Origin of the sequence: Eubacterium sp. AM05-23, assembly GCF_003477535.1 — a bacterium.
GTDB lineage: Bacteria > Bacillota > Clostridia > Eubacteriales > Eubacteriaceae > Eubacterium > Eubacterium maltosivorans.
In genome coordinates, this window is the sequence record NZ_QUDF01000004.1 from 147,660 (window position 1) to 170,692 (window position 23,033).

Annotated in this window: 27 protein-coding genes; 18 read left to right on the forward strand and 9 right to left on the reverse strand. The window is 48.6% G+C overall.

Annotated elements, in window-relative coordinates:
• Positions 1 to 39 precede the first annotated feature (39 nt).
• Positions 40 to 696 (reverse strand): DUF1638 domain-containing protein, encoded by a 657-nt coding sequence (locus DW091_RS06555; protein ID WP_158577849.1) that lies wholly within the window; start codon positions 694 to 696, stop codon positions 40 to 42.
• 126 nt (positions 697 to 822) lie between these two features.
• Here DW091_RS06555 and DW091_RS06560 point away from each other — a divergent pair, with 126 nt between their 5' ends.
• From DW091_RS06560 to DW091_RS06600, 7 genes are all read left to right on the forward strand, one after another.
• Entirely contained in the window at positions 823 to 1,206 is a 384-nt protein-coding gene (locus tag DW091_RS06560; protein ID WP_118517707.1) for a hypothetical protein, read from the forward strand.
• A 59-nt stretch (positions 1,207 to 1,265) separates the two neighbouring features.
• Entirely contained in the window at positions 1,266 to 1,709 is a 444-nt protein-coding gene (locus DW091_RS06565; protein WP_118517708.1) for a hypothetical protein, read from the forward strand.
• 177 nt (positions 1,710 to 1,886) lie between these two features.
• On the forward strand, positions 1,887 to 2,162 hold the full coding sequence (locus DW091_RS06575) for a LysR family transcriptional regulator (RefSeq protein ID WP_058695146.1): 276 nt from the start codon (positions 1,887 to 1,889) through the stop codon (positions 2,160 to 2,162).
• A 144-nt stretch (positions 2,163 to 2,306) separates the two neighbouring features.
• Positions 2,307 to 2,825 (forward strand): hypothetical protein, encoded by a 519-nt coding sequence (locus tag DW091_RS06580; protein ID WP_096919316.1) that lies wholly within the window; start codon positions 2,307 to 2,309, stop codon positions 2,823 to 2,825.
• A gap of 408 nt (positions 2,826 to 3,233) precedes the next feature.
• The gene (locus tag DW091_RS06590; protein WP_118517710.1) at positions 3,234 to 4,523 is read left to right on the forward strand and encodes a GGDEF domain-containing phosphodiesterase; all 1,290 of its coding nucleotides are present in this window, start codon (positions 3,234 to 3,236) and stop codon (positions 4,521 to 4,523) included.
• Positions 4,524 to 4,730: 207 nt separating this feature from the next.
• Positions 4,731 to 6,179 carry a GntR family transcriptional regulator gene (locus DW091_RS06595; RefSeq protein WP_118517711.1) on the forward strand — a complete coding sequence of 483 codons (1,449 nt, stop codon included), beginning with the start codon at positions 4,731 to 4,733 and terminating at the stop codon, positions 6,177 to 6,179.
• Between the two features lie 138 nt (positions 6,180 to 6,317).
• Complete coding sequence (locus DW091_RS06600; protein WP_013379704.1) at positions 6,318 to 6,896, forward strand: TetR/AcrR family transcriptional regulator; 579 nt, start codon at positions 6,318 to 6,320, stop codon at positions 6,894 to 6,896.
• Between the two features lie 59 nt (positions 6,897 to 6,955).
• Here the strand turns inward: DW091_RS06600 and DW091_RS06605 are convergent, their stop codons facing one another.
• The 3 genes from DW091_RS06605 to DW091_RS06615 form a co-directional block, all read right to left on the reverse strand.
• A complete protein-coding gene (locus tag DW091_RS06605) occupies positions 6,956 to 7,801 on the reverse strand; it encodes a DegV family protein (RefSeq protein ID WP_118517712.1) in 846 nt (281 codons plus the stop codon).
• Positions 7,802 to 7,987: 186 nt separating this feature from the next.
• Positions 7,988 to 8,782 (reverse strand): iron export ABC transporter permease subunit FetB, encoded by a 795-nt coding sequence (gene fetB / locus DW091_RS06610; protein WP_118517713.1) that lies wholly within the window; start codon positions 8,780 to 8,782, stop codon positions 7,988 to 7,990.
• Positions 8,775 to 9,410, reverse strand: a complete 636-nt coding sequence (locus tag DW091_RS06615) for an ATP-binding cassette domain-containing protein (protein WP_118517714.1) — start codon at positions 9,408 to 9,410, stop codon at positions 8,775 to 8,777. Before DW091_RS06615 ends, fetB begins: the two co-directional genes overlap by 8 nt.
• A 271-nt stretch (positions 9,411 to 9,681) precedes the next feature.
• Between DW091_RS06615 and rffA the strand changes: the two genes are divergently transcribed.
• The 9 genes from rffA to DW091_RS06655 all read left to right on the forward strand — a co-directional run bounded on the left by rffA (position 9,682) and on the right by DW091_RS06655 (position 16,863).
• On the forward strand, positions 9,682 to 10,812 hold the full coding sequence (gene rffA, locus DW091_RS06620; protein WP_118517715.1) for a dTDP-4-amino-4,6-dideoxygalactose transaminase: 1,131 nt from the start codon (positions 9,682 to 9,684) through the stop codon (positions 10,810 to 10,812).
• 20 nt (positions 10,813 to 10,832) lie between these two features.
• The gene (locus tag DW091_RS06625) at positions 10,833 to 11,963 is read left to right on the forward strand and encodes an ATP-grasp domain-containing protein (protein WP_118517716.1); all 1,131 of its coding nucleotides are present in this window, start codon (positions 10,833 to 10,835) and stop codon (positions 11,961 to 11,963) included.
• On the forward strand, positions 11,953 to 12,918 hold the full coding sequence (locus DW091_RS06630; protein ID WP_118517717.1) for a glycosyltransferase family 2 protein: 966 nt from the start codon (positions 11,953 to 11,955) through the stop codon (positions 12,916 to 12,918). The genes DW091_RS06625 and DW091_RS06630 overlap by 11 nt, the downstream gene beginning before the upstream one ends.
• Positions 12,899 to 13,246 (forward strand): EamA family transporter, encoded by a 348-nt coding sequence (locus DW091_RS06635; protein ID WP_058695135.1) that lies wholly within the window; start codon positions 12,899 to 12,901, stop codon positions 13,244 to 13,246. Before DW091_RS06630 ends, DW091_RS06635 begins: the two co-directional genes overlap by 20 nt.
• Positions 13,239 to 13,586, forward strand: coding sequence for an EamA family transporter (locus DW091_RS06640; RefSeq protein ID WP_058695134.1), 348 nt, complete (start codon positions 13,239 to 13,241; stop codon positions 13,584 to 13,586). Before DW091_RS06635 ends, DW091_RS06640 begins: the two co-directional genes overlap by 8 nt.
• A gap of 15 nt (positions 13,587 to 13,601) precedes the next feature.
• Entirely contained in the window at positions 13,602 to 13,775 is a 174-nt protein-coding gene (locus DW091_RS20090; protein WP_158501359.1) for a hypothetical protein, read from the forward strand.
• The gene (locus DW091_RS06645; protein ID WP_118517718.1) at positions 13,765 to 15,123 is read left to right on the forward strand and encodes a glycosyltransferase family 39 protein; all 1,359 of its coding nucleotides are present in this window, start codon (positions 13,765 to 13,767) and stop codon (positions 15,121 to 15,123) included. Before DW091_RS20090 ends, DW091_RS06645 begins: the two co-directional genes overlap by 11 nt.
• A gap of 33 nt (positions 15,124 to 15,156) precedes the next feature.
• Positions 15,157 to 15,777 (forward strand): nitroreductase family protein, encoded by a 621-nt coding sequence (locus tag DW091_RS06650; RefSeq protein ID WP_118517719.1) that lies wholly within the window; start codon positions 15,157 to 15,159, stop codon positions 15,775 to 15,777.
• 159 nt (positions 15,778 to 15,936) lie between these two features.
• Positions 15,937 to 16,863: a hypothetical protein gene (locus DW091_RS06655; RefSeq protein WP_118517720.1), complete on the forward strand. Its 927-nt coding sequence runs from the start codon at positions 15,937 to 15,939 to the stop codon at positions 16,861 to 16,863.
• 52 nt (positions 16,864 to 16,915) lie between these two features.
• On the opposite strand, the gene DW091_RS06660 is transcribed toward DW091_RS06655, so the two are convergent.
• Positions 16,916 to 17,959 carry a dihydrodipicolinate reductase gene (locus DW091_RS06660; RefSeq protein ID WP_118517721.1) on the reverse strand — a complete coding sequence of 348 codons (1,044 nt, stop codon included), beginning with the start codon at positions 17,957 to 17,959 and terminating at the stop codon, positions 16,916 to 16,918.
• Between the two features lie 166 nt (positions 17,960 to 18,125).
• Between DW091_RS06660 and DW091_RS06665 the strand changes: the two genes are divergently transcribed.
• Positions 18,126 to 19,115, forward strand: a complete 990-nt coding sequence (locus DW091_RS06665) for an NAD(P)-dependent oxidoreductase (RefSeq protein ID WP_118517722.1) — start codon at positions 18,126 to 18,128, stop codon at positions 19,113 to 19,115.
• Positions 19,116 to 19,197: 82 nt separating this feature from the next.
• Positions 19,198 to 19,449 carry a hypothetical protein gene (locus DW091_RS19940; protein WP_207665236.1) on the forward strand — a complete coding sequence of 84 codons (252 nt, stop codon included), beginning with the start codon at positions 19,198 to 19,200 and terminating at the stop codon, positions 19,447 to 19,449.
• On the opposite strand, the gene DW091_RS06670 is transcribed toward DW091_RS19940, so the two are convergent.
• The 4 genes from DW091_RS06670 to DW091_RS06685 are packed head-to-tail and all read right to left on the reverse strand — an operon-like array spanning position 19,431 to position 22,967.
• Complete coding sequence (locus tag DW091_RS06670; protein WP_118517723.1) at positions 19,431 to 20,339, reverse strand: HAMP domain-containing sensor histidine kinase; 909 nt, start codon at positions 20,337 to 20,339, stop codon at positions 19,431 to 19,433. The two genes, DW091_RS19940 and DW091_RS06670, sit on opposite strands and share 19 nt — an antisense overlap.
• Positions 20,340 to 20,369: 30 nt before the next feature.
• Positions 20,370 to 21,197: an ABC transporter permease gene (locus tag DW091_RS06675; RefSeq protein WP_118517724.1), complete on the reverse strand. Its 828-nt coding sequence runs from the start codon at positions 21,195 to 21,197 to the stop codon at positions 20,370 to 20,372.
• Positions 21,198 to 21,211: 14 nt separating this feature from the next.
• Positions 21,212 to 22,051 carry an ABC transporter permease gene (locus DW091_RS06680; protein ID WP_074616235.1) on the reverse strand — a complete coding sequence of 280 codons (840 nt, stop codon included), beginning with the start codon at positions 22,049 to 22,051 and terminating at the stop codon, positions 21,212 to 21,214.
• Positions 22,044 to 22,967, reverse strand: a complete 924-nt coding sequence (locus DW091_RS06685) for an ABC transporter ATP-binding protein (RefSeq protein WP_118517725.1) — start codon at positions 22,965 to 22,967, stop codon at positions 22,044 to 22,046. The genes DW091_RS06680 and DW091_RS06685 overlap by 8 nt, the downstream gene beginning before the upstream one ends.
• Between the last annotated feature and the right edge of the window lie 66 nt (positions 22,968 to 23,033).

Here is a 23,033-nt window from a genome sequence, read left to right on the forward strand (position 1 = left end):
CTGGTCCGGCATCCGCTGCCGGCGCCAGGGGCTTTTTCATCAATGAAGAGCCCTGAAGTCTTCCAGCGTGGTCTTCTGCCCGGGCGGAATAACACAGAAATTTTGTGTCCAATGTCCTGTCAGCAGCTGCTCCAGAATGGTCAGGCTGCCCTCGCCCTCGATGAGTTCAAGCTCTGTAAGGGCTGAAAACGCATCGAGTTCTTCTTGTACCTCCGATATATCATAAGAGCCTGTACGGATCATCATCATGTAGGTGTAGTTTTTGAAAAGCACCCGCGTGATTTTTTTTGATTGTTCTTTTCCATAGCGTTTAAGCTGGTAGTTCAGGTCCTTTGTCACAGGACACTCGCCCCGAAGCCAGCCCTTTGTCAGGAAATAGGTGTTGCTTCGTATCTCATCCAGAGCCGAGTTATCGTTCAGAAGCATATCAATACAGTCGCCAAAACGGGGAATCACCATGGCAGCGCCAGGGCACTTAATACCTACAAGGCCGTTTCCGCAGTTTCCGTAACCCAACAGTACCTGATCCAGGCCTGTTATGGAGTTGAGCACTTCCTGCAGGGCTTCTCGCAGGCGGTCCGGTGCGGCATGAAGTGAGTTTCCCATCCAGTGAACTGGTATTTCCAGCTGATGCAAATCCATTACTTTGTGGATTTCATCCTTCAGGGTTTCGCACGCAATTAACAATTGCCCCATGGGTGTAATGCCTCCTATCCGCATGTAAACATTTAACAGTCTGTATATTATAACACACTTCAGGACATTTGTGTGCCCTTTATGAACTAAAATGTATCTTGTTAAAGGGAAGAGGGCAGTGCTATAATGAAAAAAACACTTCTTTTGGAGGCAGAGATGAATTTTAATGATGGTTATTTTTTAAACAATTTTCACAAAGCAAGATTTAAGGATATGGCCCGCCGTCATGGCAGAGTGTATCAGGCGCCGGCATACTTAGTCAGCGCTTATATTTTCAGCTCAACGCCTGAGCTGATGGCCAGGACTGAGCCCAGTATGAACGATTCAGCCATTGATTTTGCTAAAGTTTTGAACGGAGAGCTGAGTGCGGAGGAAAAGATTCTTGTTCAGTTCGCCGCTAACTTTTATGATCCGGCCAGGTATGAAAGCCCGTCGGTTTCGGCATTGATCAACGACCTCTCAGGTGAAAGCTATACAGTGATGCTAAACATTTTTAAGATGTTCAATTAGTTTAAATAAGAAAGAAACAGGGTATATCAGAAGCAGTATTAATGAAAAGGAGAGAAGCAATGAAACGAAAATCTTTTGTTTTAGTGCTGCTTTTGATCGCTCTGTTATTTCTGGGGGCAGGCTGCAGCATGACAAAGCCATCAGGCGAAAGCGCGTCTGACCCAGACAGCAGAACCCAGGAAATGGATGGGGAAGCCTCAAACGACAGCACAATCAATGGATTTAAACGCGAAACCTCAGAAATCTCTCAGAGAGTGGATGAGGTAGTGCCCATTGAAAATGATATGAATGAAAAAACGCAGCAGTTCAACGGGATTATGCAGAAAATTGACGCCTTGGATCAGAAAATTGATGATTATGAGAACCAGATAGAAGCAGACTATAAAAACCAGAAGCTCTCGGAAAGGGATTATAAAGTCGCCAAAATGGATATTGAAAAGGCGGACGATGACCTTGGGGCTGTAAAGGAAAAACTGGAAAACAAGTTTGCGATGGATGACTGATTTTAACAAAATAAGCCAGAGAAAGATGCGCAAGGCTAAATTCTCTGGTATTTTTATTGAAAAAAAAGCAAAAACATTCGAAAAAGTTTCTATTTTCATATCTTTTTTTGACATTATCTCTAGAATTTTGTATAATTGTATCAATACATTCAAGAAATTATTGAAAGGCCGGAAAAAATGAATCTTAATCATCTATATTACTTTAAAACTCTGGCTGGATTGGAACATTATGCGAAGGCTGCCAAAGAGCTTAACATTAGTCAGCCAAGCTTGAGCTATGCAATTGCGGGACTGGAAAAAGAGCTCGGCGTTCCTCTGTTCAGGAAAAAAGGCAGAAATGTGGTACTGACCAGTTATGGGAAGGCTTTTGAAGAGTATGTCACCATTGCCATTGCCCAATTGGAGGACGGTGTCCGCTTTATCCAAAATATGGACGGAGAGGAACAGGCATAAAAGATACGAACAAGATATTTAAAAGTCGAGAACAGCGCAGGCTGTTCTTTTTTTGCTTTGAACGAAGGGGGACGGTGCCGGGAGTGATTTTCAATAAATGATAAGGGTATATTATACATATGACTTACATAGGAGGTTAAACAAATGGAATCAATTGATTATTACAGCACCAGTAATACCTTAAATACTTTTATGACTGCCCTTTTCGGCGCGGCTGCCGGCGTTGTGGCCGTTATCTCAGCCCTGATCGGTATCGTGCTATACCTGCTTTTAGCATACGCCTATTACCGGATGGCAAAAAACAGAGGTCTGGACCATGCCTGGACAGCCTGGATACCCATCGCGCAGCTTTATCTGCTGGGAATGCTGATAGACCGCCGCGTTTATTTTGGCAGCGCCAAAATTTCCAATGCACATGTCCTGTTACCCATCGGCTTTATTCTGGTACCGGCCATCGCCTTTATTCCAGTAATTGGATATCTTTACGGGGTTGCCTATACAATTTATGCTTTCGCGGCGCATTACCGCTTATACCGTCTTTATGGTACATCTAACCAGGCCTTAGTATTTCTGATTTTAAGTATTATTTTCCCGGTGACAGAACCCTTTTTCGTCTTTGTGTTAAGGAATAAGCCTTCGGTTGAATATCAGACATATTTTTAAAAACAACACAATTGTAATTGAAAGTATCTAAATACTAACAAAAACAAAACTAATGGTTATGGTATTTAGCTAAAAGAATCATATCACAGTGTAAATGGTGATATGATTTTTTTGTTTTGAGATTGCACTGTAAAAGAAAATCTTGTATAATATATCTGCTTGGATTATAAGGGTAAAAGATGTTGGCTTTTTAAAATCAACGGCCTTGATCCAGGTACAAACCTGGCTATTCTTAAGAGACTCCCTCTCTGTTTGAATAGACATTTACATTTCTTTCGCAGGGGCTTAGGCTTCTGCAACGGGTGGAGGAGCGCGCCAATTTCCTCCATTTACTCTTCTTTGAGACAGCACTTTTGCTGTCTCTCTCTTGATATCAGCCAACACTGGTTTTTATGAAGGAGCAAAAAAATGACTGCTCAAGTATATAAAACAGACAGCCTGCCGGGTCAGGAGCAAAAACAGGAACTTTTTATCCGGCGGCTTGGGGAAATACTGAAAGAAAAAAGAACAGAAGCGGTCCTGGCCGCCATGGATATTCAGAATTTTAAATCGGTCAATGAAATTTGGGGCATGAACAATGGCAACCGTCTTTTGTCAATCATTGTCGACCAGTCGTTAAAAGTTTTGGGTGGCGGAGAGAGCGTTTCGCGCTTTTTTAAGGACCGTTTTTACCTGCTGCTGTTAGGGCCGGTGAATACTATAAAAGAGAGGCTGGAAGCCATGAGGCGGCAGATAGAAGCAGAGTTTGTGCGCTGTATTGGTTATCCCTATTCGTTAGTGGTGAGCCTTGGACTCTGTGAGTATAATGATGACGTAAAAAGTGGAGACGAGTGGCTCATACGGGCAAATTATGCGCTGGAAAGCGCTGAATTGCCTGTTGGGAATGGCTTCGCAATTTATGATAACGCCATGCAGAAAAATCTTCAGGAAGTCCGAAAGATTGAAAAACGGATGCAGTTTGGTATTGAGAACAATGAGTTCAGAATATATCTTCAACCGCAGTTTGAACTGGCAACAGGACGCCTGTCCGGTGCTGAAGCCCTGGTTCGCTGGATCAGTCCAGAGACTGGGTTGGTCAGCTGTCCGGATTATTTTATTCCTTTATTTGAGAAAAACGGTTTTATCAAAAAACTGGATCTTTACATGATGGAGCAAACCTGCCGGGTGCTTAGGGACTGGAAAAAGCAGGCCCTTGAGCCGGTGCCCATCGCAGTGAACATTTCACGCCGCCATATCGGAGAGCCAGGCCTGGCTAAGAGACTGCTTGAGATCTGCGAAGCTTATGGAGTACCGCCGGAATACATTGAAATTGAGATGACTGAAACCTTTGAGCTTGCGGAAAATAAAACACTTCAGAAAGCTCTGATTACGTTGAAAAAAGCCGGATTTTCACTGGCTTTGGACGATTTCGGCAAGGAAAACACCTCCATAAGCTTGCTCCGGGAATCCTGCTTCGATGTGATTAAATTTGATAAATCATTTTTGTCTGGCTGCACAGAGGATAAGCGCGCCCGGGGTCTGCTGGATTCTATGCTGCAGATGGTTAAGAACCTTGGAATTAAGACACATGTAGAAGGGATTGAGCGCTGGGAAGAGGAAGATCTATTAAAAAAATACCAGTGTGACCGGGTGCAGGGGTTTTATTATGCAAAACCCATGCCCGCAGATATGCTGACAAACTATTTGCCAAAAACATAAGCAGGGCTTGTGTTTTTTAACTCCAACAAAACAGGAAAAGCACAAATAAACGGGGGTATCGTAGCTGTGTGTTCTGCTTTGGAGGAGTTTTTTTATTGCCTGAAAGACACTTTATAAATAATATTTTTAATATTGTAGGTTTTTTAGAACGATTATGGTATAATCAAGGCTACTAAACGCGTACAATCTGGAACCGGAGGACAGAGTATGAGTGAATTAGCCACCCAGAATTTGGCAACCTATGTTTATGAAAATCTGCTGCTTAGAATCATGACAGGAAAATTAAAAAAAGGCGATGTTCTGCCGTCCAGAAAGAAGCTGGCAGAAGAATACAATGTCGCGGAGATTACCGTCCGCACAGCGATTCAGATGCTGGCTCTAAACAGTATGGTGAGCACCTCTCAGGGAAAGGGAACGGTTGTCACTTTTGATATGCAGCATGACGAGAATTCGCAGTTTTATTGGAGTTTTATGTCTAAGCGTGTGGGCTCCATTGTGGATGTGATGCGGGCCACATCGCTGTTTTTTTCGGATATTATGATCTATGCGGCTCTAAACTGCGGCCCCAAAGATATTGCCCGTTTCAAACGGCTTTACATTGATTACCAGGAGGCCTGTGGAAGAAATATCGTTGTCTGCTTCAGCCGCTTCTGGACAGAGCTTCTGGAAACATTGAAAAACGCGCTTGTCAAAGAGCTTTACCAGCAGATGGTCCAGTTTACCGGATTGTTTTCCATCATTTTTGAAGAAAAAATGATGATGGATTTTAAAGAATGGACACTGCCTTATCTGCAAGTCTTTTTTCGGGGAATGGAGGAGGGCGATCTGGACAAGCTGCAGCAGGGGCTGGGCGCAGTGTTTGGAGATACCGAGTTTGTGACGTATTCCGAAATGTATAACGACAGGCTGGGGACAGAGGAACAGGTTCCTTTTTACTGGTTTATCAGCAGTGAACGTCACAACCTGACGGACTCCATTATTAATGTTATTCTGAAACGTATTGAAATCGGCGAATACCAGATTGGGGACTCTATCCCCTCCCTTAATGCGATCCGGGAGGAATTTCAGGTTTCAGTCAAAACTGCCAGAAGCGCTCTTTCCAGTCTGGAGGAGACAGGCGTGGTCGAACGGTCCCAGGGGAAAAAGGCAGTGGTCACTAAACGTGAGGCCATCCGGATAGACAAGGAAAAAATACCAGTGCGGCAGATGCAGAACGACCTGAAAAATCTGCTGGACGCCCGTGCCGCTTTGCTGCTTACCCACAAGACCTTTGTTCGTGAGGCATTAAAGGGAAAACGCAAAAATGAAGGGCTCTGCCAGCAGAAGAGCCGGCTGAAGACAGTGACCTACCATTCGCCAATTCCCCTGTTTAATGAGATGATTCTGCAGATAGAATCACCGACTCTTCGGCATATTTATACGCAGCTTGAGAACATCCTGATTAAAGGCAGTTATTACAGGCAAACCGCTGACTATGATTACAGCGACCGTGTCAGCGCCATTATGGAAAATTATGAAAAGGCCCTCAACGCTTATCTTGAGGAGGACGAGGAAATCCTGGTGAAAAGTCTGTATGCGGTTATTCGTATACAATACGATGTGACAGTGGATTACTGCCGCAGAAAAGGCGTTTTGGTCGAGCGGCCCATTACCTAAGCCAAAAAGGGATTTGCTTAACTTAAGGAAGTAAAAACTTTTGCTGAAGCCTGACAAAAAACTACCCTTACTTTACTTGACGAACGCGGGAGTAAAACTTATAATTAAAAGCGACACGTATGTCGTTTTGGAGGTTTTATGAGTACACTGAAGGCTGATATGAAGCGGAATTATATTTTAGACAAGGCGCGGGATGTTTTTATCCAGAAGGGTTTTGCCGCCGTTACCATGAAGGACATTGTGGAAGCCTGCGACATCAGCCGCGGTGGACTGTACCGCTATTACGGATCGACCCGGGAGATTTTTCTGGCTCTGTTCCAGCGGGACGCCAAAGAGGAGCTGGAGCGTGTAGAGGTAGCGATTTGGGAGGAAATGTCTGCCAGAGACATTCTTTTTTCCTATATGAAGCGGCAGAAATGTGCCTTTGAGCAGGAGAGAACCACCTTATCCAACGCTGCTTATGAGTTCTTTCTGGAAAACCCCGATGACCGGGTGATCTTTCAGTGGCAGTTTGACGGTATCTCCGAGATGCTGCGGGAAATTTTGGAGTATGGGGTTCGAAAGGGTGAGTTTGTTTTGCCCGACACCGCGGCCTTTGCAAGACACCTGGCTCTTTTTATCAACAGCATGCAGCTTTCATTGCCCCTGCTAAACTTTCCGGGTCCGCGAATTGAGGAGCAGTTCGGATTGCTTTTAAGACCGATTTTAGCCAGTTAAACAATAAAAAATTCCCAGCCGGGTTCTTTGATTCGGCTGGGAATTTTTAGTTTATACGCTTATTTCGTTTTTAAAAAGACAAGGATGACCGCCCCGGGGCCAGTGTGTGTTCCGATGACGCAGCCTACCGGGTGCATTTCGATTTTGTCCAGATGGTGGTCGCGGATGGCCTGGGCTTTAAAATCCATGACCTGCTCCTTGTCCCGGGTATAGCCGAGATAGACCGGCACATTGGGGTCAAGCCCCTGAGCCTTGGCGATCTGCTCAGAGAGAATTTTATTGCCATTTTTCAACCCACGGGCCTTTGCCAGCATTTCAAGACTGCCCTGGTTCAGGGTAACGATGGGTTTGATCCGCAGCAGGGAGCCCATGGTGGCCGCGCCTTTGCCGAGACGGCCGCCTTTTTGCAAATATTCCAGTGTGTCGACCATGGCCAGCAGTACCAGCCGGTGGCGGGCCTCATCAAGGACGGAGACGATCTCATCAGCGGTTTTACCTTCAGCCCGCATGTTGACAGCATATTCGACCAGCAGGCGCAGGCCCATGCTGGCGTTTAAGGTGTCGATGATGTGAATGCGGTCATACTCCGCCATATTTTTGGCCAAGGTCGCGCTCTGGACTGTGCCACTGATTTTGCTGGACAGGAGCAGGACGATGACATCATCACCGGCCTTTTTTGCCTCCTCAAAATAAGGGAGAAACTGAGTGGGTGTTGGCTGTGAGGTGGTTGGCAGGGTTTTTGAGCGCTCAAGGATCGGATAAAATTCCTCAATGCTGATATCCACACCTTCATCGTATTGGTTGTCGCCTACGATGACCTTAAGCGGGACGATGGAGACATCCAGCTTTTTGGCCTCCTCCTGCGAAATATCGGAAGTTGAATCGGTAATAATTTTTATAGACATGGATAATTCCTCTCTGTTTTCATTTGAAATTTAAAATAACTTTAACTTAAAACTATTAGCATTTATAATTTTATCAGAGAATGCTTAAATGTCAAGGAGTTTTCAAAAGTTTTCATTTTTCTAAAGTAAAAAGCCGCGGCCAAAGGTGGCTGCGGCGGGCAGACTTACAGATGAAAAAGGGATAATCTACTGCTTTCTGTCAATGAGCTGGGCGTCTTTTGTGAAAAAGGTTTTATAACCCAGGGTGACAAACAGAACCACCGTGATGGCTGTGCAGCCCAGAATAGCCAGCATGATGCCGATCTGGTATTTGATGGCAGTCAGAGGAAAGGTCCCTGAGAGGATCTGGCCAGTCATCATGCCTGGCAGGGAGACAATGCCCATGGTAAGCATGTTGTTCATGGTGGGGAGAATGGCGCTGTCAAAAGCGTCGTTGACGATATCCCGGGTTGCGGCCTTTGGGGTGGCGCCCAGCATGAGGGCGCTTTCGATCTGGTCGTGTCTTTCAAGCATGGCGCTGCACAGCTTGTTGGCCCCGAGGGCAATCCCTGTCATGGCGTTGCCGACGATCATGCCAGAGATGGGAATCATGTACTGAGGGTTAAACCAGGGCGTAACATGCAGCACACCCAGTATGAAAATGACTGCGGTGATGCTGTAGCCGGCTGCCATGGAAACTGCGATGAGCTGCCTGAGCTTTTTGCTCATGGGCGTTTTTACACGCTTCAGGGCATTGAAAATGGCAAATCCAACCATGACGGAGAGCATCAGCAGTGTCAGCCACCAGCTGGGGTTTTCGAAAACATACATTAAAATATAGCCCATCACTGTGAGCTGGAGAGTCATGCGGGTGGTGGCAATAAGGATCATTTTTTCACGTTTGATGCCCCTTGCCTTAAAGATGACCAGCAGCAGAAGCACAAAGATATAGGCGATGGCGAGGTTGAGAATGGAAAGATCCATAACCGTACTGTTATTCATGGGCGTAGCCTCCTGTCTGTCCGTTCTCAATGCGGATCGTCCCCTCCGGGTAAAGGCCGGAGACCTCCTCGGAGTGGGTGACCATGATAAGTTCCTTTTTTTCACGGATCACAAAATCTGCCAGATTAGTGATGATGAAATGCTCCGTTTCCTTATCCAGCGCTGCCGAGGGCTCGTCCAGCAGATAGACCTCCGCGTCCATGAGCATGACACGGGCCAGGCAGAGCCGCTGCTTCTCACCGCCTGAAAGGCTGAGACAGGGATCATCCAGCGGCTTGTCCAGTTTCACCTGCTCGAGAGCGTTGAGCAGGCGGTCCCTTGACGCGGGCAGCTTCTCAGAAAAGCGGAGGCCGATCTGTAAATTTTCTTCGAGGCTACCGCTGTAAATTACCGGGTTCTGCCCGAGCATAACAACCTCACGGCGCAGGGATACAGACGGGATATCAGCGAGGTCACTGCCGTTATAGATAATGGCCCCGCTGTCGGGGCTATACAGCTTGTTTAAATGTTTGAGCAGCGTGGTTTTTCCGCTGCCCGAGGAGCCGATAATACAGGTGATGGGACGGTCGATGGTCAGGGCCTCGATGTCCAGAATGTTCTTGAATTTTAGGTTGCAGATTTCAAACACAGCTTTTTTCCTTTTTATTTTTATTCTAGCACATTTTACGCGCTGAGAGTAGCCTAAATAAAAGGACGTGTTCTTGAAAGGCACAGGATAAACTAAAGAAAGCCAGCGTAAAATAATCTTATATTAAAATTATGACGAAGCGGAGACGGCATAGTTTAAGGAAATAATTAAAAAGATCTGAATTCCAGATCTTTTTTTGAGTTGAATTTGACCCGCCTTTTTATATGACGTATAATAGGTAGCGTGAGAAATAAACAAACGAGGCGACAATATGATTACATTTAATAAACCTCCCTTTATGGGGGACGAATTCAAATATATCAAGGAGGCGATCGACAATAAGCAGATCAGCGGCGACGGCGCCTTCACGGCCAGATGCAAGGCCTGGCTGGAAAAAAGCTGCGGTGCGCCGGAGGTGCTGCTGACAACCTCCTGTACCCATGCCCTTGAGATGGCAGCTCTGCTTTTGCAGATACAGCCGGGCGACGAGATCATCATGCCTGCCTATACCTTTGTGTCCACCGCCGATGCCTTTGTGCTGCGGGGGGCACGCATTGTTTTTGTGGATATCCGTCCGGATACGCTGAATATTGATGAAAAACAGATTGAAGCCGCGATTACCTCAAAGACCCGCGCCATTGTCCCGGTGCACTACGCCGGCGTTTCCTGCGAGATGGATACCATCAACAGCATTGCCGCGGCACACGGCCTTAATGTGGTGGAGGACGCGGCCCAGGGAGTGATGGCTTTTTATAAAGGGAAAGCTCTCGGCACCCTCGGTGATTTTGGCTGCTTCAGCTTTCATGAAACAAAAAACTACAGCATGGGCGAGGGCGGCGCTATTTTGATCAATGATCTGAAATACAAGGAAGACGCTGAAATCATCCGGGAAAAGGGAACCAACCGAAGCCGTTTTTTCCGGGGTGAGATCGACAAATACACCTGGGTGAACCACGGCTCGTCCTATCTTCCGAGCGATATGAACGCGGCTTATCTGTGGGCGCAGCTGGAGCACGCGGATGAAATTAACAACGACCGGCTGGCCAGCTGGAATTATTACCGCGACGCGCTTCTTCCCCTGGCCCAGAGAGAACAGATTGAGCTGCCTTTTATTCCAGAGGCGTGCACACACAACGCCCACATGTTTTATATCAAGGCTCGGGATCTCGAGGAGAGAACCGCGCTCATGGCCCACATGAGGGAGGCCGGCATTCAGGCGATTTTTCATTATATTCCGCTGCACACCGCGCCCGAGGGCTTGAAGGTTGGCCGTTTCAGCGGCGAGGACCGTTTCACGACCAGCGAGAGTGAGCGGCTTGTGCGGCTGCCTATGTACTATGGACTGGCAAGGGAAGATCAGAACCGGGTGATCAGTGCCATCGAAGACTTTTACCGGGTGTGAACGTGAAGGAGAATGGATCGATGAAGGAGAAAATTGCAATTATCGGCGCCAGTGAGTTTCAGAATCCGCTGATTCTGAGGGCAAAGGAGAAGGGCTATGAAACCCACGTTTTTGCCTGGGAGGCAGGAGATATCGGTGAAAAAACAGCCGATGTCTTTCACCCTGTCAGCATTGTCGATAAGGAAAAGATTCTGGAAATCTGCAAAGCCGAGGAGATTGCGGGAATCTGCTCCATTGGCTCAGATCTGGCGTCCCTGACCGTCAGCTATGTGGCTGAGGCCCTGGGGCTTCGGGGGAATTCCATGGCGTCTGCTGAGCTCAGCACCAATAAATACGCTATGCGCTGTGCCTTTCAGGCCGCGGATGATCCGATTCCCGGCTTTATGGAGGGAGATGCGGCCACCCACCCCCAGGACGTGGCGCTTACGTACCCGCTGATCGTAAAACCTACAGACCGGTCTGGAAGCCGGGGAGTTACAAAGATCGATGGCCCGGACGGGCTGGAAGCCGCCATTTATAAAGCCCTTGAGGATTCCTTTGAAAAAAAGGTCATGATTGAGGAGTTTGTGGAGGGAAGAGAGTACAGTGTGGAGTGTATCTCTTATGAGGGAATTCATGTTTTTCTTGCGCTGACGGAAAAAAGAACTACCGGTGCGCCTAATTTTATCGAAAAAGGACATTTGCAGCCAGCCGAGGTCACACCTGCTCTGCGCAACCAGATCATCACCATTGTCAAAAAAGCACTGGATACCCTCCAGATAAGATTTGGCGCGTCTCATTCAGAAATCATTATCCAGAAAAACGGTGTTATCCGCATTGTTGAGATCGGTGGCCGAATGGGAGGAGACTGTATCGGCTCACATCTGGTGCCCTTGTCCACTGGCTATGACTTTGTGGGCATGGTCATTGATATTGCCTGTGGGAAGGCGCCGGATTTTTCCATTATCCACGAGCCCTCCCCGGTCGAAATCCGTTTTATTTTTGGACCGGAGGATCTGGCAGACTACGAGGCCATGAAAGCGGCGGAAAAGGATCGGATTGTGTTCACCTCCTTACCGGAAAAGCTGGATGATCACCCGGTTACAGACAGCTCGAGCCGCTATGGCTTTTATATTTTTGAAAAGGAAAGGGTGGGTGTGAATGTCGATTAGCGAAAAAATATCCTTTGTGATTCCCTGCTACCGCTCAGAGGATACCATCGAAGCAGTGGTGCAGGATATTGATGAGACCATCAGGCAACGGCCAGGCTATGATTATGAGGTCATTCTGGTCAATGACTGCTCGCCGGACAATACCTATGAGGTATTAATGCGCCTGGCAGACACAAACCCAAGAGTGCGGGTCGTGAACCTGGCCCGGAATTTTGGGCAGGCATCCGCCATTATGGCGGGCTACCACTATGTGACCGGCGACCTGGTCATTAATCTGGACGACGACGGGCAGACAGACCCTAAGGAATTCTACAAGCTGGTGGACCGGGTACACGAGGGCGATGATGTGGTTTACGCCAAATATCCGGAAAAAAAGCACAGCGCTTTCAGAAACTTTGGCTCCAAAGTCAATGATATGATGGCAGACGCGTTGATCGGAAAGCCCAGACACCTGGTTTTTACCAGTTATTTTTGTGCAAGACGTTTTGTCATCGATGAGGTGCTGCGGTATGACAAGCCCTTTCCTTATATCGACGGGCTGCTCATGCGGGTTACCAAGCGGGTGAGCGCTGTGGAGATTCCCCATAAGGAGCGGGAGACAGGGGAGTCTGGCTATACCATCGGCAAGCTTTTTTCACTTTGGCTGGACGGCTTCACAGCCTTTTCGGTCAAGCCTCTGCGGATCGCGACGGTTTTGGGCTTTTTGATCGCCATGGTGGGGTTTGTCTACGGCGTTTACACAATTGTTCTGCAATTTATTGAACCGAGCGAGGTCACGGGCTGGGCGTCGCTGATGGCGGCCACGGTCTTTCTGGGCGGCATGATCATGGTCATGCTGGGGCTTGTGGGTGAGTACATCGGCCGTATTTACATCAGCCAGAACAACGCGCCGCAGTATGTGGTGCGGAACACATTAAATATTGAGGATGGGAAAAATGGAAAAGATACGCGTTAAGGATTTTGTTTTTCTCCATGCCCTTTTGCTGGTTTATTCTTTCTCATCCGTCTGCTCGAAGGCAGCTGCGGCTCAGACGTTTCTGTCCCTTCATTTTTTTATTTATTATGGTCTGGTGCTGGTGATACTGGCAGTTTACGCGCTGCTGTGGCAGCAGGTGCTTAAGCGGATGCCGCTGACGGTGGCCTTTGCGAACAAAGCGGTGGTGATCATCTGGGGCATTGTCTGGGGCATGCTCTTTTTTGGTGAGACACTTCGGATTTCCATGGTCGTCGGGTCTGTTATCATCATTGCTGGCATTTATCTGGTGGTGAGTGACGATGAATAATATGCTTTTTTATACCATTTTGTTTCTGGTCTCTGTGTTTATATCGTCTGTTTCCCAGATTATTTTGAAAAAGAGTGCGGAGGTTAAGTACGCGAGCCTTATTCGGGAGTACCTGAACCCTATGGTTATTACTGCTTATACCATTTTTCTGGCGTCTACCCTGCTGACCACCTTTGCCTATAAAGAGGTTCCGCTGTCGCTGGGGCCGGTGCTTGAGGCTACAGGATATATCTATGTGGCGGTGTTGGGAACCCTCATTTTAAAGGAAAAGCTGAGCCGGAGAAAAATCATCGGCAATGTTCTGATTATTGCGGGGATTATGGTTTTTGCGTTGTTTTAAGCGAGGAGGTAATGGATGAAAAAAATATTGACAGTACTGCTGGTTTTAACGCTGCTCTACATTGCGGTGCCTTTTTTGTTCAAAACAGGAAATTTTGTGCTGAACGGCGCGCTTGTACTGGCGACCGCGGCGTTTCTGGCATTCTGGTGCAGCCTGGTATTCACAAAGGAGGAACAGGATGTGGACTAAAGCCTTTTTTAAAACCTATCAGCGGGAAATTTTCTTTGTTTTGTTCTGCTTCTTTTTTTATTTTGCCTGGTCGCAGCTGATTCCCTATAATAATGCGCCGGATGAGGATATGCGGTACGATATTGCCCATTTTATTTTTAAGAATGGCGTACTGCCACTTGGCAATGAACCGGAAATTGTCAATCCCCTCTGGGGACAGTCTTACGCTTATCAGCCAATTTTTGCCTACCAGATCGCGGCGGTGTTTATGCACGCGGGCGCGCTTTTCGGCATGGCTGAGGATCAGCTCTACCTCGCGGCCCGTTTTGCCAATACGCTTATCGCCACAGGTACAGTGGTGCTGGTGCTGGCCATTGGAAGAAAGTGCTTTGTTGGAAAAGGCATTTACCTTTTCGCGGCGCTTATCTGCCTTCTGCCGCAGTTTGTTTTTATTTCCTCCTACGTGAATAATGACACGCTGGCGTTGTTTTCCACAGCGCTGATCCTTTATTCGTGGATATTGGGCATGAAATGCCACTGGGATTTAAAAAGCTGCGCGGTGATGGCTGTGGGCCTTTCACTTTGTTTTCTGTCCTATTACAATGCTTACGGTTTTATTCTGTGTAGTGTGGTTCTGTACGCAGGAGATTACCTGATAAACCATAAAAAATGGCCCCTCAAAAGGTTTCTGGGTCTGGGTCTGGCCATTATTGGGATCTGTGCTGTGCTGGCAGGCTGGTGGTTTGTGAGAAGCGCCCTGCTGCACGACGGCGATTTTTTAGGCATGCGGACAAGCGCCGCGCTGGCAGAGCAGCTGGCCCAGCCGGCCTACAAGCCTTCGCAGCACGTAACGCCCATGAGCTCAGGCTATTCGATTCTGCAAATGCTGTTTACCTCCTATCAAAATATGGATAAGGTGAGCCCGCCCTGGGTTTTTGTGACCTATATCAGCTTTTTGGGGAACTTTGGTTTTATGAGTATTCCCATGTCAAAGATTGCCTATGTTGTTCTGACCGGTATCTTTGGTGTGGGGGGCGTCGGCTTTTTGCTGTGGTGGTTTAAAAAAGCGCGGAAGGAAGAGGGTGCCCGCGGCCATTTATGGACAGCCACGCTGATACTGGCGATTCTGCTGCCCATTGGTTTGAGCATATGGTATTCTTATTCGTCGGATTACCAGCCTCAGGGGCGCTATGTGATCACTGCGCTCATTCCACTCATGTACTTTCTGTCAAAGGGTCTGGTGTGGGTGGAAAATGCGCTGCGGTCCAAAGGATTTGCCGTACCAGTAACACTTTTGACGATTTTTGCTGAGATAGTGGTGGTTTTTTACGCATTCTGCGGCAATCTGGCGGCAGCGGTGCTTTCCTGACAAGTGCCGCCACTTTACAGGTGTGATATAATAATGTTGGGTGAAATAAAAGAAGCCCAATATGATGATAAAATGATGGAGGTAACAATGGAAACGATTCAGATGATCTCAAATCCGACTATGAGCAGTATTTTAAACCGCCGGAGTATCCGGAAATACAAGCAGGAGTCTGTTGGAATGAGCGAGCTGGCAACCATTATGGAGGCCGCCCTTCAGGCCCCAACAGGACGGAACGAGCAGTCCTGCGATATTATCATGGTTCAGGACAAGGACCTGCTAACGGAAATGAACGCTGGCTTTAAGGCCTACGCCAACGAGCATGGCAGCCGCTATGATCTGTCCGCGGACAATTATTCAGTTTACTACCACGCGCCGGCCTTTGCTTTTATTGTGGGTGACACCGCCAATAAATGGCGCTATGTGGACGGCGGCATTGTGGTTGAAAACATGGCGCTGGCAGCGGAATCCATGGGTGTGGGCACTTGTATTATCGGCATGATTTTAGACTATATGACCAGCGAGGACGGCGCGGCCATGATGAAAAAGATCGGCGCGCCTGAAGGCTATGAGTTTATCATCGGTCTGGCTCTGGGCTATCCGGATGAAGCGCCGGAAGCGAAGCCGAGGGATGGCTCGAAGGTACGCTTTCTGTAATCTGATACCACATAAGGCATGGGCGCTGTTTTCGGACAGCGTCCTTTTTTTATTGACACAGGGAAATCTTGGCAGCGCAAAGGATGTCGCTTTTTTACAAGCCGCCAGAATTTGAGATGGGTATAATAACAGATATAAAAGCGAAAGGAAAGACTTGAGATGCAGAGTACTTTTTATAATGAAATTAAAACGTGGATGTACCGAAACGCGCGGCATGTGGAGTTATGCCTGTGGCAGTATTTTTTTGAAGGCGGGGATAAGAAAGCCGTTGCCGATGCGCTGTTATCCTACCAGAATGAGGACGGCGGCTTTGGCCACGCTGTGGAGCCGGACAACTGGAATCCAAATTCTACCCCCACCAGTACAGACCATGCGCTGGGGCTTTTAAGGATGATCGATTTTTACGACATGGAGCATCCGGTTTATGAGGGAATATGGAAATGCCTGAATGCAGAGAAAGACCTGGCAGACTATGGCTGGCGCTTTACAGTGGAGAGCAATAACGACTATCCCCACGCGCCATGGTGGAACTACAGCGAGGAGATGAACCGCAAGGAGTATCTTGGCCTGACGGCCAGCTTTTCAGCCTTTATCCTGAAATACGGCGCTGCGGAGTCTTTGCTTTACCAGAAGGCTCTCAAATTCATCCACACTTTTATGAAGATGCTGACACAGGATATAAGCTACGGCGAAATGGGCCTGAGCGGCTATATGGTGCTCATCGACACGGTCAGAGAGCTTAAGCTTAGCGGCTATGACTACAGCGCCCTGGTACAGACACTGGGCAAAAAAATAAAAAAGGCCATTGGGGAGGACGAAACCATCTGGGAGCAGTACGGTGTGCGCCCGTCAAACTACATCAACAGCCCCACCAGTATCTTCTATGAAGATAATGCAGAAATGGTGGATAAAGAGCTGCAATATCTGCTGGACACTAAGCCCAAAGACGGTGTCTGGGGGATTACCTGGACCTGGTTCGACAATATGGCGCAGTACGGCGATGCCTTTATCCTCAGTGAAAACTGGTGGAAGAGCAACTGGGCCATTATGAACACCCTGTTTCTGAGAAACTTTGGAAAGCTGTAAAGTGGGCATAAAAAACGGCACGCGCTAAAAGCGGTGCCGTTTTTGTGGTTTTTTAGAAAAATTCATCCACATAATATTGGATCGGATAGGTCATATATTCGACGGGTTCCATTTTTTCAACGGTAAAGTAACCGGCAGGCGCGTTCAGCAGGGCCGGAATCCGGTTGACAACTGTGGCGCAGGTGTGTTCTACTGTGGCTGGTTTTTCCACATAGAAGGTGGTATCCGGTTCTCCGAAAATTTTCCAGTCACACATATCACCGTCGTTAGGTCCGTAAACCTTGCCGATACACTGCGTTTCGATCACTGGTCCCTGGAAGGTCTCGGTAGTGACCACAGAGCTCATGCCTATGGCATTGCCGCGCTTAATGGTTTCGCCCAGAGTTTCGGAATAAACATCCTCATCAGAGAAGAAGGGGACGTTTTTCTGAGTCTGAGACTTGATGGTCCATCCCATTTTAGAGCACAGTGCTTCGTTGGAGTTCCAGACGTAGGAGGGCTCAAGTGTTTCGGGATGGGCAATCTGTTCTTCAAATTCTTCGGCGGTAAGGCCGGCTCCATGGGCCTTGGCCAGTGCCAGGCCGTAATCTTCAACATTATAGCTCACAGCGCCCTCGATGCGGTCGATACGGTCAACACCACCTGCGACGGCGCCGATCATATTAATCCAGAATATATCCTGCATGCCGGAGCCCGCAATGGTACAGCCGGTTTCCTTGGCAATGACATCGAGCCGGTTGGTGATGGCAGGGGAGGTATTCCAGGGGTAGATCGCTTCCTCACAGGTTGTGATGGCATTGATACCGCGCTTCGCTACTTTTTCGAGGGCTTCCTCCATATCGTCCATAAAGCTGAACATGGTCACAATGGCGACATTTGCGTCGGTATTGTCTAAAACCGCATCGGCATCATCGCTGATGGTGACGCCCAGTTTTACGCCAAGTTCGGCAAAATCACCGATATCCATTCCCACAACATCCGGGTTAACATCGATGGCGCCCACAATTTCTGCGCCTTTTTCATATAAATAGCGGATGATGACCTTGGCCATCTTGCCGCAGCCGTATTGAACCACACGGACTTTTTCTCTAAACATTGGCTTAAACCTCTTTTCTTTGAATTTACAGGTTTCCCTGCGTGCATCTTCTTTTAGGAATATACCCAAAACCAAAGGATTAAACAGGGGCTTAAAAAACCTAAGGAACGCACCTTGAAAATACCGGCAGAAACCGTTACAATGGGGAAAGAAAGGGAGCGATAAAATGAAAGTCATTGTTTTAGCCGCCAGAGCGCGGATTGAGAAATACACAGATTTCAGTCAGATTCCAGAGAACTGGGAGCTCGTTTTTGCCCAGGGGATGACCGACGCCGAAATCTTAGAAAAGGCCGGTGACGCGGCATTTATTTTTGCCGACCCGGTGCTGCCAGTCAGCGGCGGCCTGATCCGGGGCCTGCCGAATCTGAAGTTGATCCAGTCTGAGGGCGTGGGCTATAACCGGATTGATCTGGAGGCTGTCAGGGAAAAGGGTGTATATGTGTGCAATAACGCCTCCGCCAACAGTGGCGCTGTCGCTGAGCAGATCATCCTGTTGATTTTAGCGCTGCAGCGCCGGTTTATGGAGGGCGCCCGTATGGTGTATGAGGGTGGGCAGGCAGCTGCCAAGCAGCAGTTTATACTGGACGGCCTCATGGAGCTGGGAGACAGCACGGTGGGCATTGTTGGCTTTGGCGCCATCGGTAAGGAGCTGGCCAGACGGCTGGACGGCTTTGGATGCCGGATGCTCTACTATAACCGTCACCGCCTGAAAGCGGAAGAGGAGGCCGAGCGGAAGGTTACCTACTGTAAGCTTGACACCCTGCTCGAAACCTCGGATATCGTGAGTGTTAATTTGCCGGTAACGCCGGAAACCACTGGCTTTATCGATGCTGAGTTTTTAAAAAAGATGAAAAAAACCGGCATTCTCATCAACACCGCCCGGGGCGAGATCATGGATCAGGATGCTGTGGCTCAGGCGCTGCTTGATGGAAGTATTGCCGGTGCTGGGATTGATACCCTCGCACCAGAGCCTTTTACGCTGGACAACCCGATTTTAAGGCTGCCTGAGGAAGTCAGGGAAAAGAAGCTGGCTGTCTCGCCCCATGTGGCGGGCACGACCTATCATGTTTTTCACAAGATGCACCGGGACAGCTGGAAGAATCTGCGCCTGGTGGCAGAGGGGAAAGAGCCGGAAAATATTGTGATCAGGCCATAAAAAAGCACGGCGCAAAAATGCGTCGTGCTTCAGTTTGTCGACAAAGTCGGTCATGAGATGCAAAGAGAAAGCTTGAAGCCGTTTGGGTGGAAAATTGAAGGTTGAAAGTGGAAGGTTATGGAACGTTTTTGTTGACGCAAAAACGACTGGAACAGCGGCAGCAGGCCGCATTCAATCAAATCGGCCAACGGCTGATTTGCACCTGAACTTTCCTCTATCCACTTTCAACTTCAAAAGCTTGTTTTTTAACGCTCTGTCTCTTGATGTTAAAGTTTGTCTGCAGTCTGAGATCGGCGCAAAATTGCGCCGATCTTTTTATGCGCGCTTCCAGTAAACGTGGATGCTGAAAAGTGATCCGTTCAGACTGGCGGAGACCTGGTGACCCATGGTCTCTGCCAGATTTTTGACAATGGCCAGTCCAAGGCCGGTGTTCTGTCCGGTGCGCATGCGGTCGGCTGTGAAAAAGCGGTCGAAAATGGAGGCGACATCCGCCTCGGTCAGGCCGCCGGCCTCGTTTGCGAAAAGGGTGACCACGGTATTTTCCTCAGTGTACTGGCGGATTTCAAGGCGCTGGCCGCCGTGCTTCAGGGCATTCTGAATCAGGTTGGTAAAAATACGGGTGACCGCGCCGGCATCAGCGGCAACCTCGGGCAGGTTATCCTCAAGATCGACCTCGAGATGAACGCCTTTCTCCGTAAAGTCTTCGTAGAAAGCGGCCAGCAGCTCGCAGAGAATGGGGTGGAGCGCAACCGGGGAGAGACTCAGGGGGTATTCGCCGGATTCCATGCGGGAGAGGTCGTAAAAGCCTGTGAGCAGGGTTTGCAGGGTGTGGGAGCGTTTTTCCACCACTGCCAGGTACTCGGCCCGGTCCTCAGCGGGCAGGGCAGGGTCTTTTAAAAGCTGGGTGTAGCCAAGAATGGCCGTCAGCGGCGTTCTCAGGTCATGGGAGATGTTGGCGATCTGCTGCCGCAGCGCCTTTTCCCGCCGCAGGGATTCCACCTGAACGGCCTGCTTCTCGTCCATCAGGGCATTGATTTCATGAACCAGCGCCTCAAGGGGACGCCCGGGCGCGGGCAGGGTCAGGCGTTTGTTGGGCGTGTCTTTGCCGGAGTGGCTGATGGTGCGCAGGTCATCCCTGAGCCTGCCGAGGCCTTGGCGCTCAAGCAGTAAAAGAGCCAGTAAAACGGCCGACAGGGCCATAAAAAAGACGAGTATCAGGAACATGTTTCTGACTCCTTTCAGAATAAAAATGAGCTAACAGACATCTTTTCGCTTAAAAATATAAAGGCCGATGGGGATCGATATGGAAATATAGATAAACCCTAAAATTAAGGAATACATAAAAATTTCCGGCGTAATAACGATATAAAAGTTGTCTGATTGTGTTTGAATGACCCCAAACAGTCCTTCGATTTCTACAGGCTGGTTTAGTAACACCTTATGAAAGGGTGTAATTAAAGGCAGGTAGTATAGTGCTCTGATCCACTGTGTACCGGTCAAATAATAAATGAATTGAAGCAATGGATAAGGAAGCACTAAAAAGCTTAAGTAACAAATCATTGAAGGAATGAAATGATTGAACAGGCAGGCGAAAATGCCTGAAACACAGACTGCAGCCATCAGCAAAGGAATACTTGAAGCCATCTGTCCTAAAAGGCCTGCATAAGTCTTGAAAAACAGACTGTTGCCGGATATACCGCAAAACAAATGGCCAATGGCAAGATAAACTAAAAGGATCGTCAGAAAAGTTCCAAAGGTTAACGCCGCCGAAGTAATTAGTTTGCTCACATAAACCTTTTTTCTGGAAAGCCCCATGGCGAGCGTATTTTTAAAGGTGTGAAATTTATATTCATCTGTAATGCAGCTTTTGGTGAAAGCCAGAACCCAAAAAGGCGCAATGCCGAAAAACATGGATGCGGCTGAAGGGGGCATTGCTGAACGGGTTCCGGCGGCTTTAAATAAAGACATTGCTGGAAACCAAGTCAGCATTGGCGTGGTTAAAATAAAGAGAAACAACAAAAGCTTCCAGGTGCCCGGCCGCTTTATAATACGGAAAAACTCTGCTTTGATATAAGCTTTCATTTTATCCCTTCTCTCTAACGTATTTCCCGGCGTCTGTAAACCGCCAGGCCGATAAGGGTGGCGATTACCGCGTAGGCCAGGCCGAGGATAAGGCAGTAGGCCACCGAGGTAGCGGGGAGGAGGGCGGCGTTTGCGATGCTGTCAATGCTCTCCACCTTAAAGCCGACGGCCATCATATTGCCCATGTTGGCAACGCTGATATCCAGCCCCATGATGGCAGTGTAAAAGGGGGTTACCAGAGCGGTGCTGAACAGGGGCATAAAAGCCGGGTTCAGCAGCGTCAGGGCATAGAACAGAAGATAGGGGACAATCAAAAAGCCCATGTACACAAAGCTGAAGGCTGTGCTGTTGGGGATGATGAAGGCGCAGGCGTTGCAGAGGCACAGCGCGCCGATATACAGGGGAATGGCCGCGGCGATACGGTTAAAAACCAGGCCGATCAGGTTCATATCCTCAGGAAAACCCAGCAGCAGAAACAGGGTGGCCAAATAAACGAACAGGGTGATCAGAGATATGACCGCGGTCACGATGATGGAGACCGCGAGCTTTCCAAAATAGACCTGGGTTCGCGTGAAGCCAAAGGACAGCGTGTTTTTAAAGGTTTTGTATTTGTACTCCTCAGAAAACACAATATCAATCATAATCAGCACCATGTATACCATGATCAAAAGCATGGGGACAATAACGGAGAGGCTGGTCCGGATAAGCTCCTGAGAATCTGCGGGGTTACTTCGGAACGCCATAAAAAATACGACGTTGACCAGGGCTGCCAGCAGCGCGAAGATGAGCAGTGTGTTGCGCGTATAAACCCGGTTAAAGGTCTTGAAGCACTCTGCCTTGATGTAATTAAGCATTTTCCGCACCTCCGATGACTGAGATAAAATAGTCCTCGAGGCTGGTGCCTTTGGGGGTCAGGGAGCAGAGACCAACGCCGTTTTGCGAAAGGGTCTGGGACAGAAGCGGCGCCTGATCCAGAAAGCCGTAAACACGCAGCACGCCGTCGGGGAGCACCTCATAGGCGCGGCAGTCCAGGCAGGTTTCCAGAACCATGGCAGCCCTTTCGGTATTGTCGGCGACTACCTCAAGATATTCCTGACACTGGCTTTCCAGCTCACTGGCAGTGATCTCGTTGACAAGGCGTCCTTTATGGATAAAGCCGTAGCGGGTGGCCAGGGTAGAAAGCTCAGAGAGAATGTGGCTTGAAATCAGAATGGTGACCTCCCGCTCCTGGTTAAGCCGGAGCAAAACATTGCGGATTTCCACAATGCCCATGGGGTCCAGCCCATTGGTAGGTTCATCCAGAATCAGAAAGTCGGGCCGGTGCATAATGGCCAGGGCCAGGCCGAGACGCTGTTTCATCCCCAGCGAGAATTTCTGGAATTTCTTCTTTCCCGTATCGCTGAGGCCAACCAGCTTCAGGGCTTCCTCTACGCACCCTTTTCCGGCAATGCCGCGCTGTATCCGGTAGTATTCCAGATTGTCGCGGGCGCTCATAAAGGGATAGAAGCAGGCGTCCTCAACAATGGCGCCGATGCGGCGTCGCATGGTGTTCAGCCCGCTTTCCGAGGCTTCGCCCCAGAGCTCGATCTCGCCCATGTCCGGTAAAGCCAGCGAGGTGATCAGACGGATCAGCGTGGTCTTGCCCGCGCCGTTTTTGCCTATGAGGCCATAGATATCACCCTTTTCCAGAGAGAGAGAAACCCCCTCCACAGCCGGGACATGATGGTATTTTTTAGTCAGGTTTCGTGTTTTAAGTACGGTTGTTTTCATATGGTTCACCTGTCCTTTCGTTGGCCTTATTATACAAGGGAAATTGTAAGGATTGCTCTAGCAAAT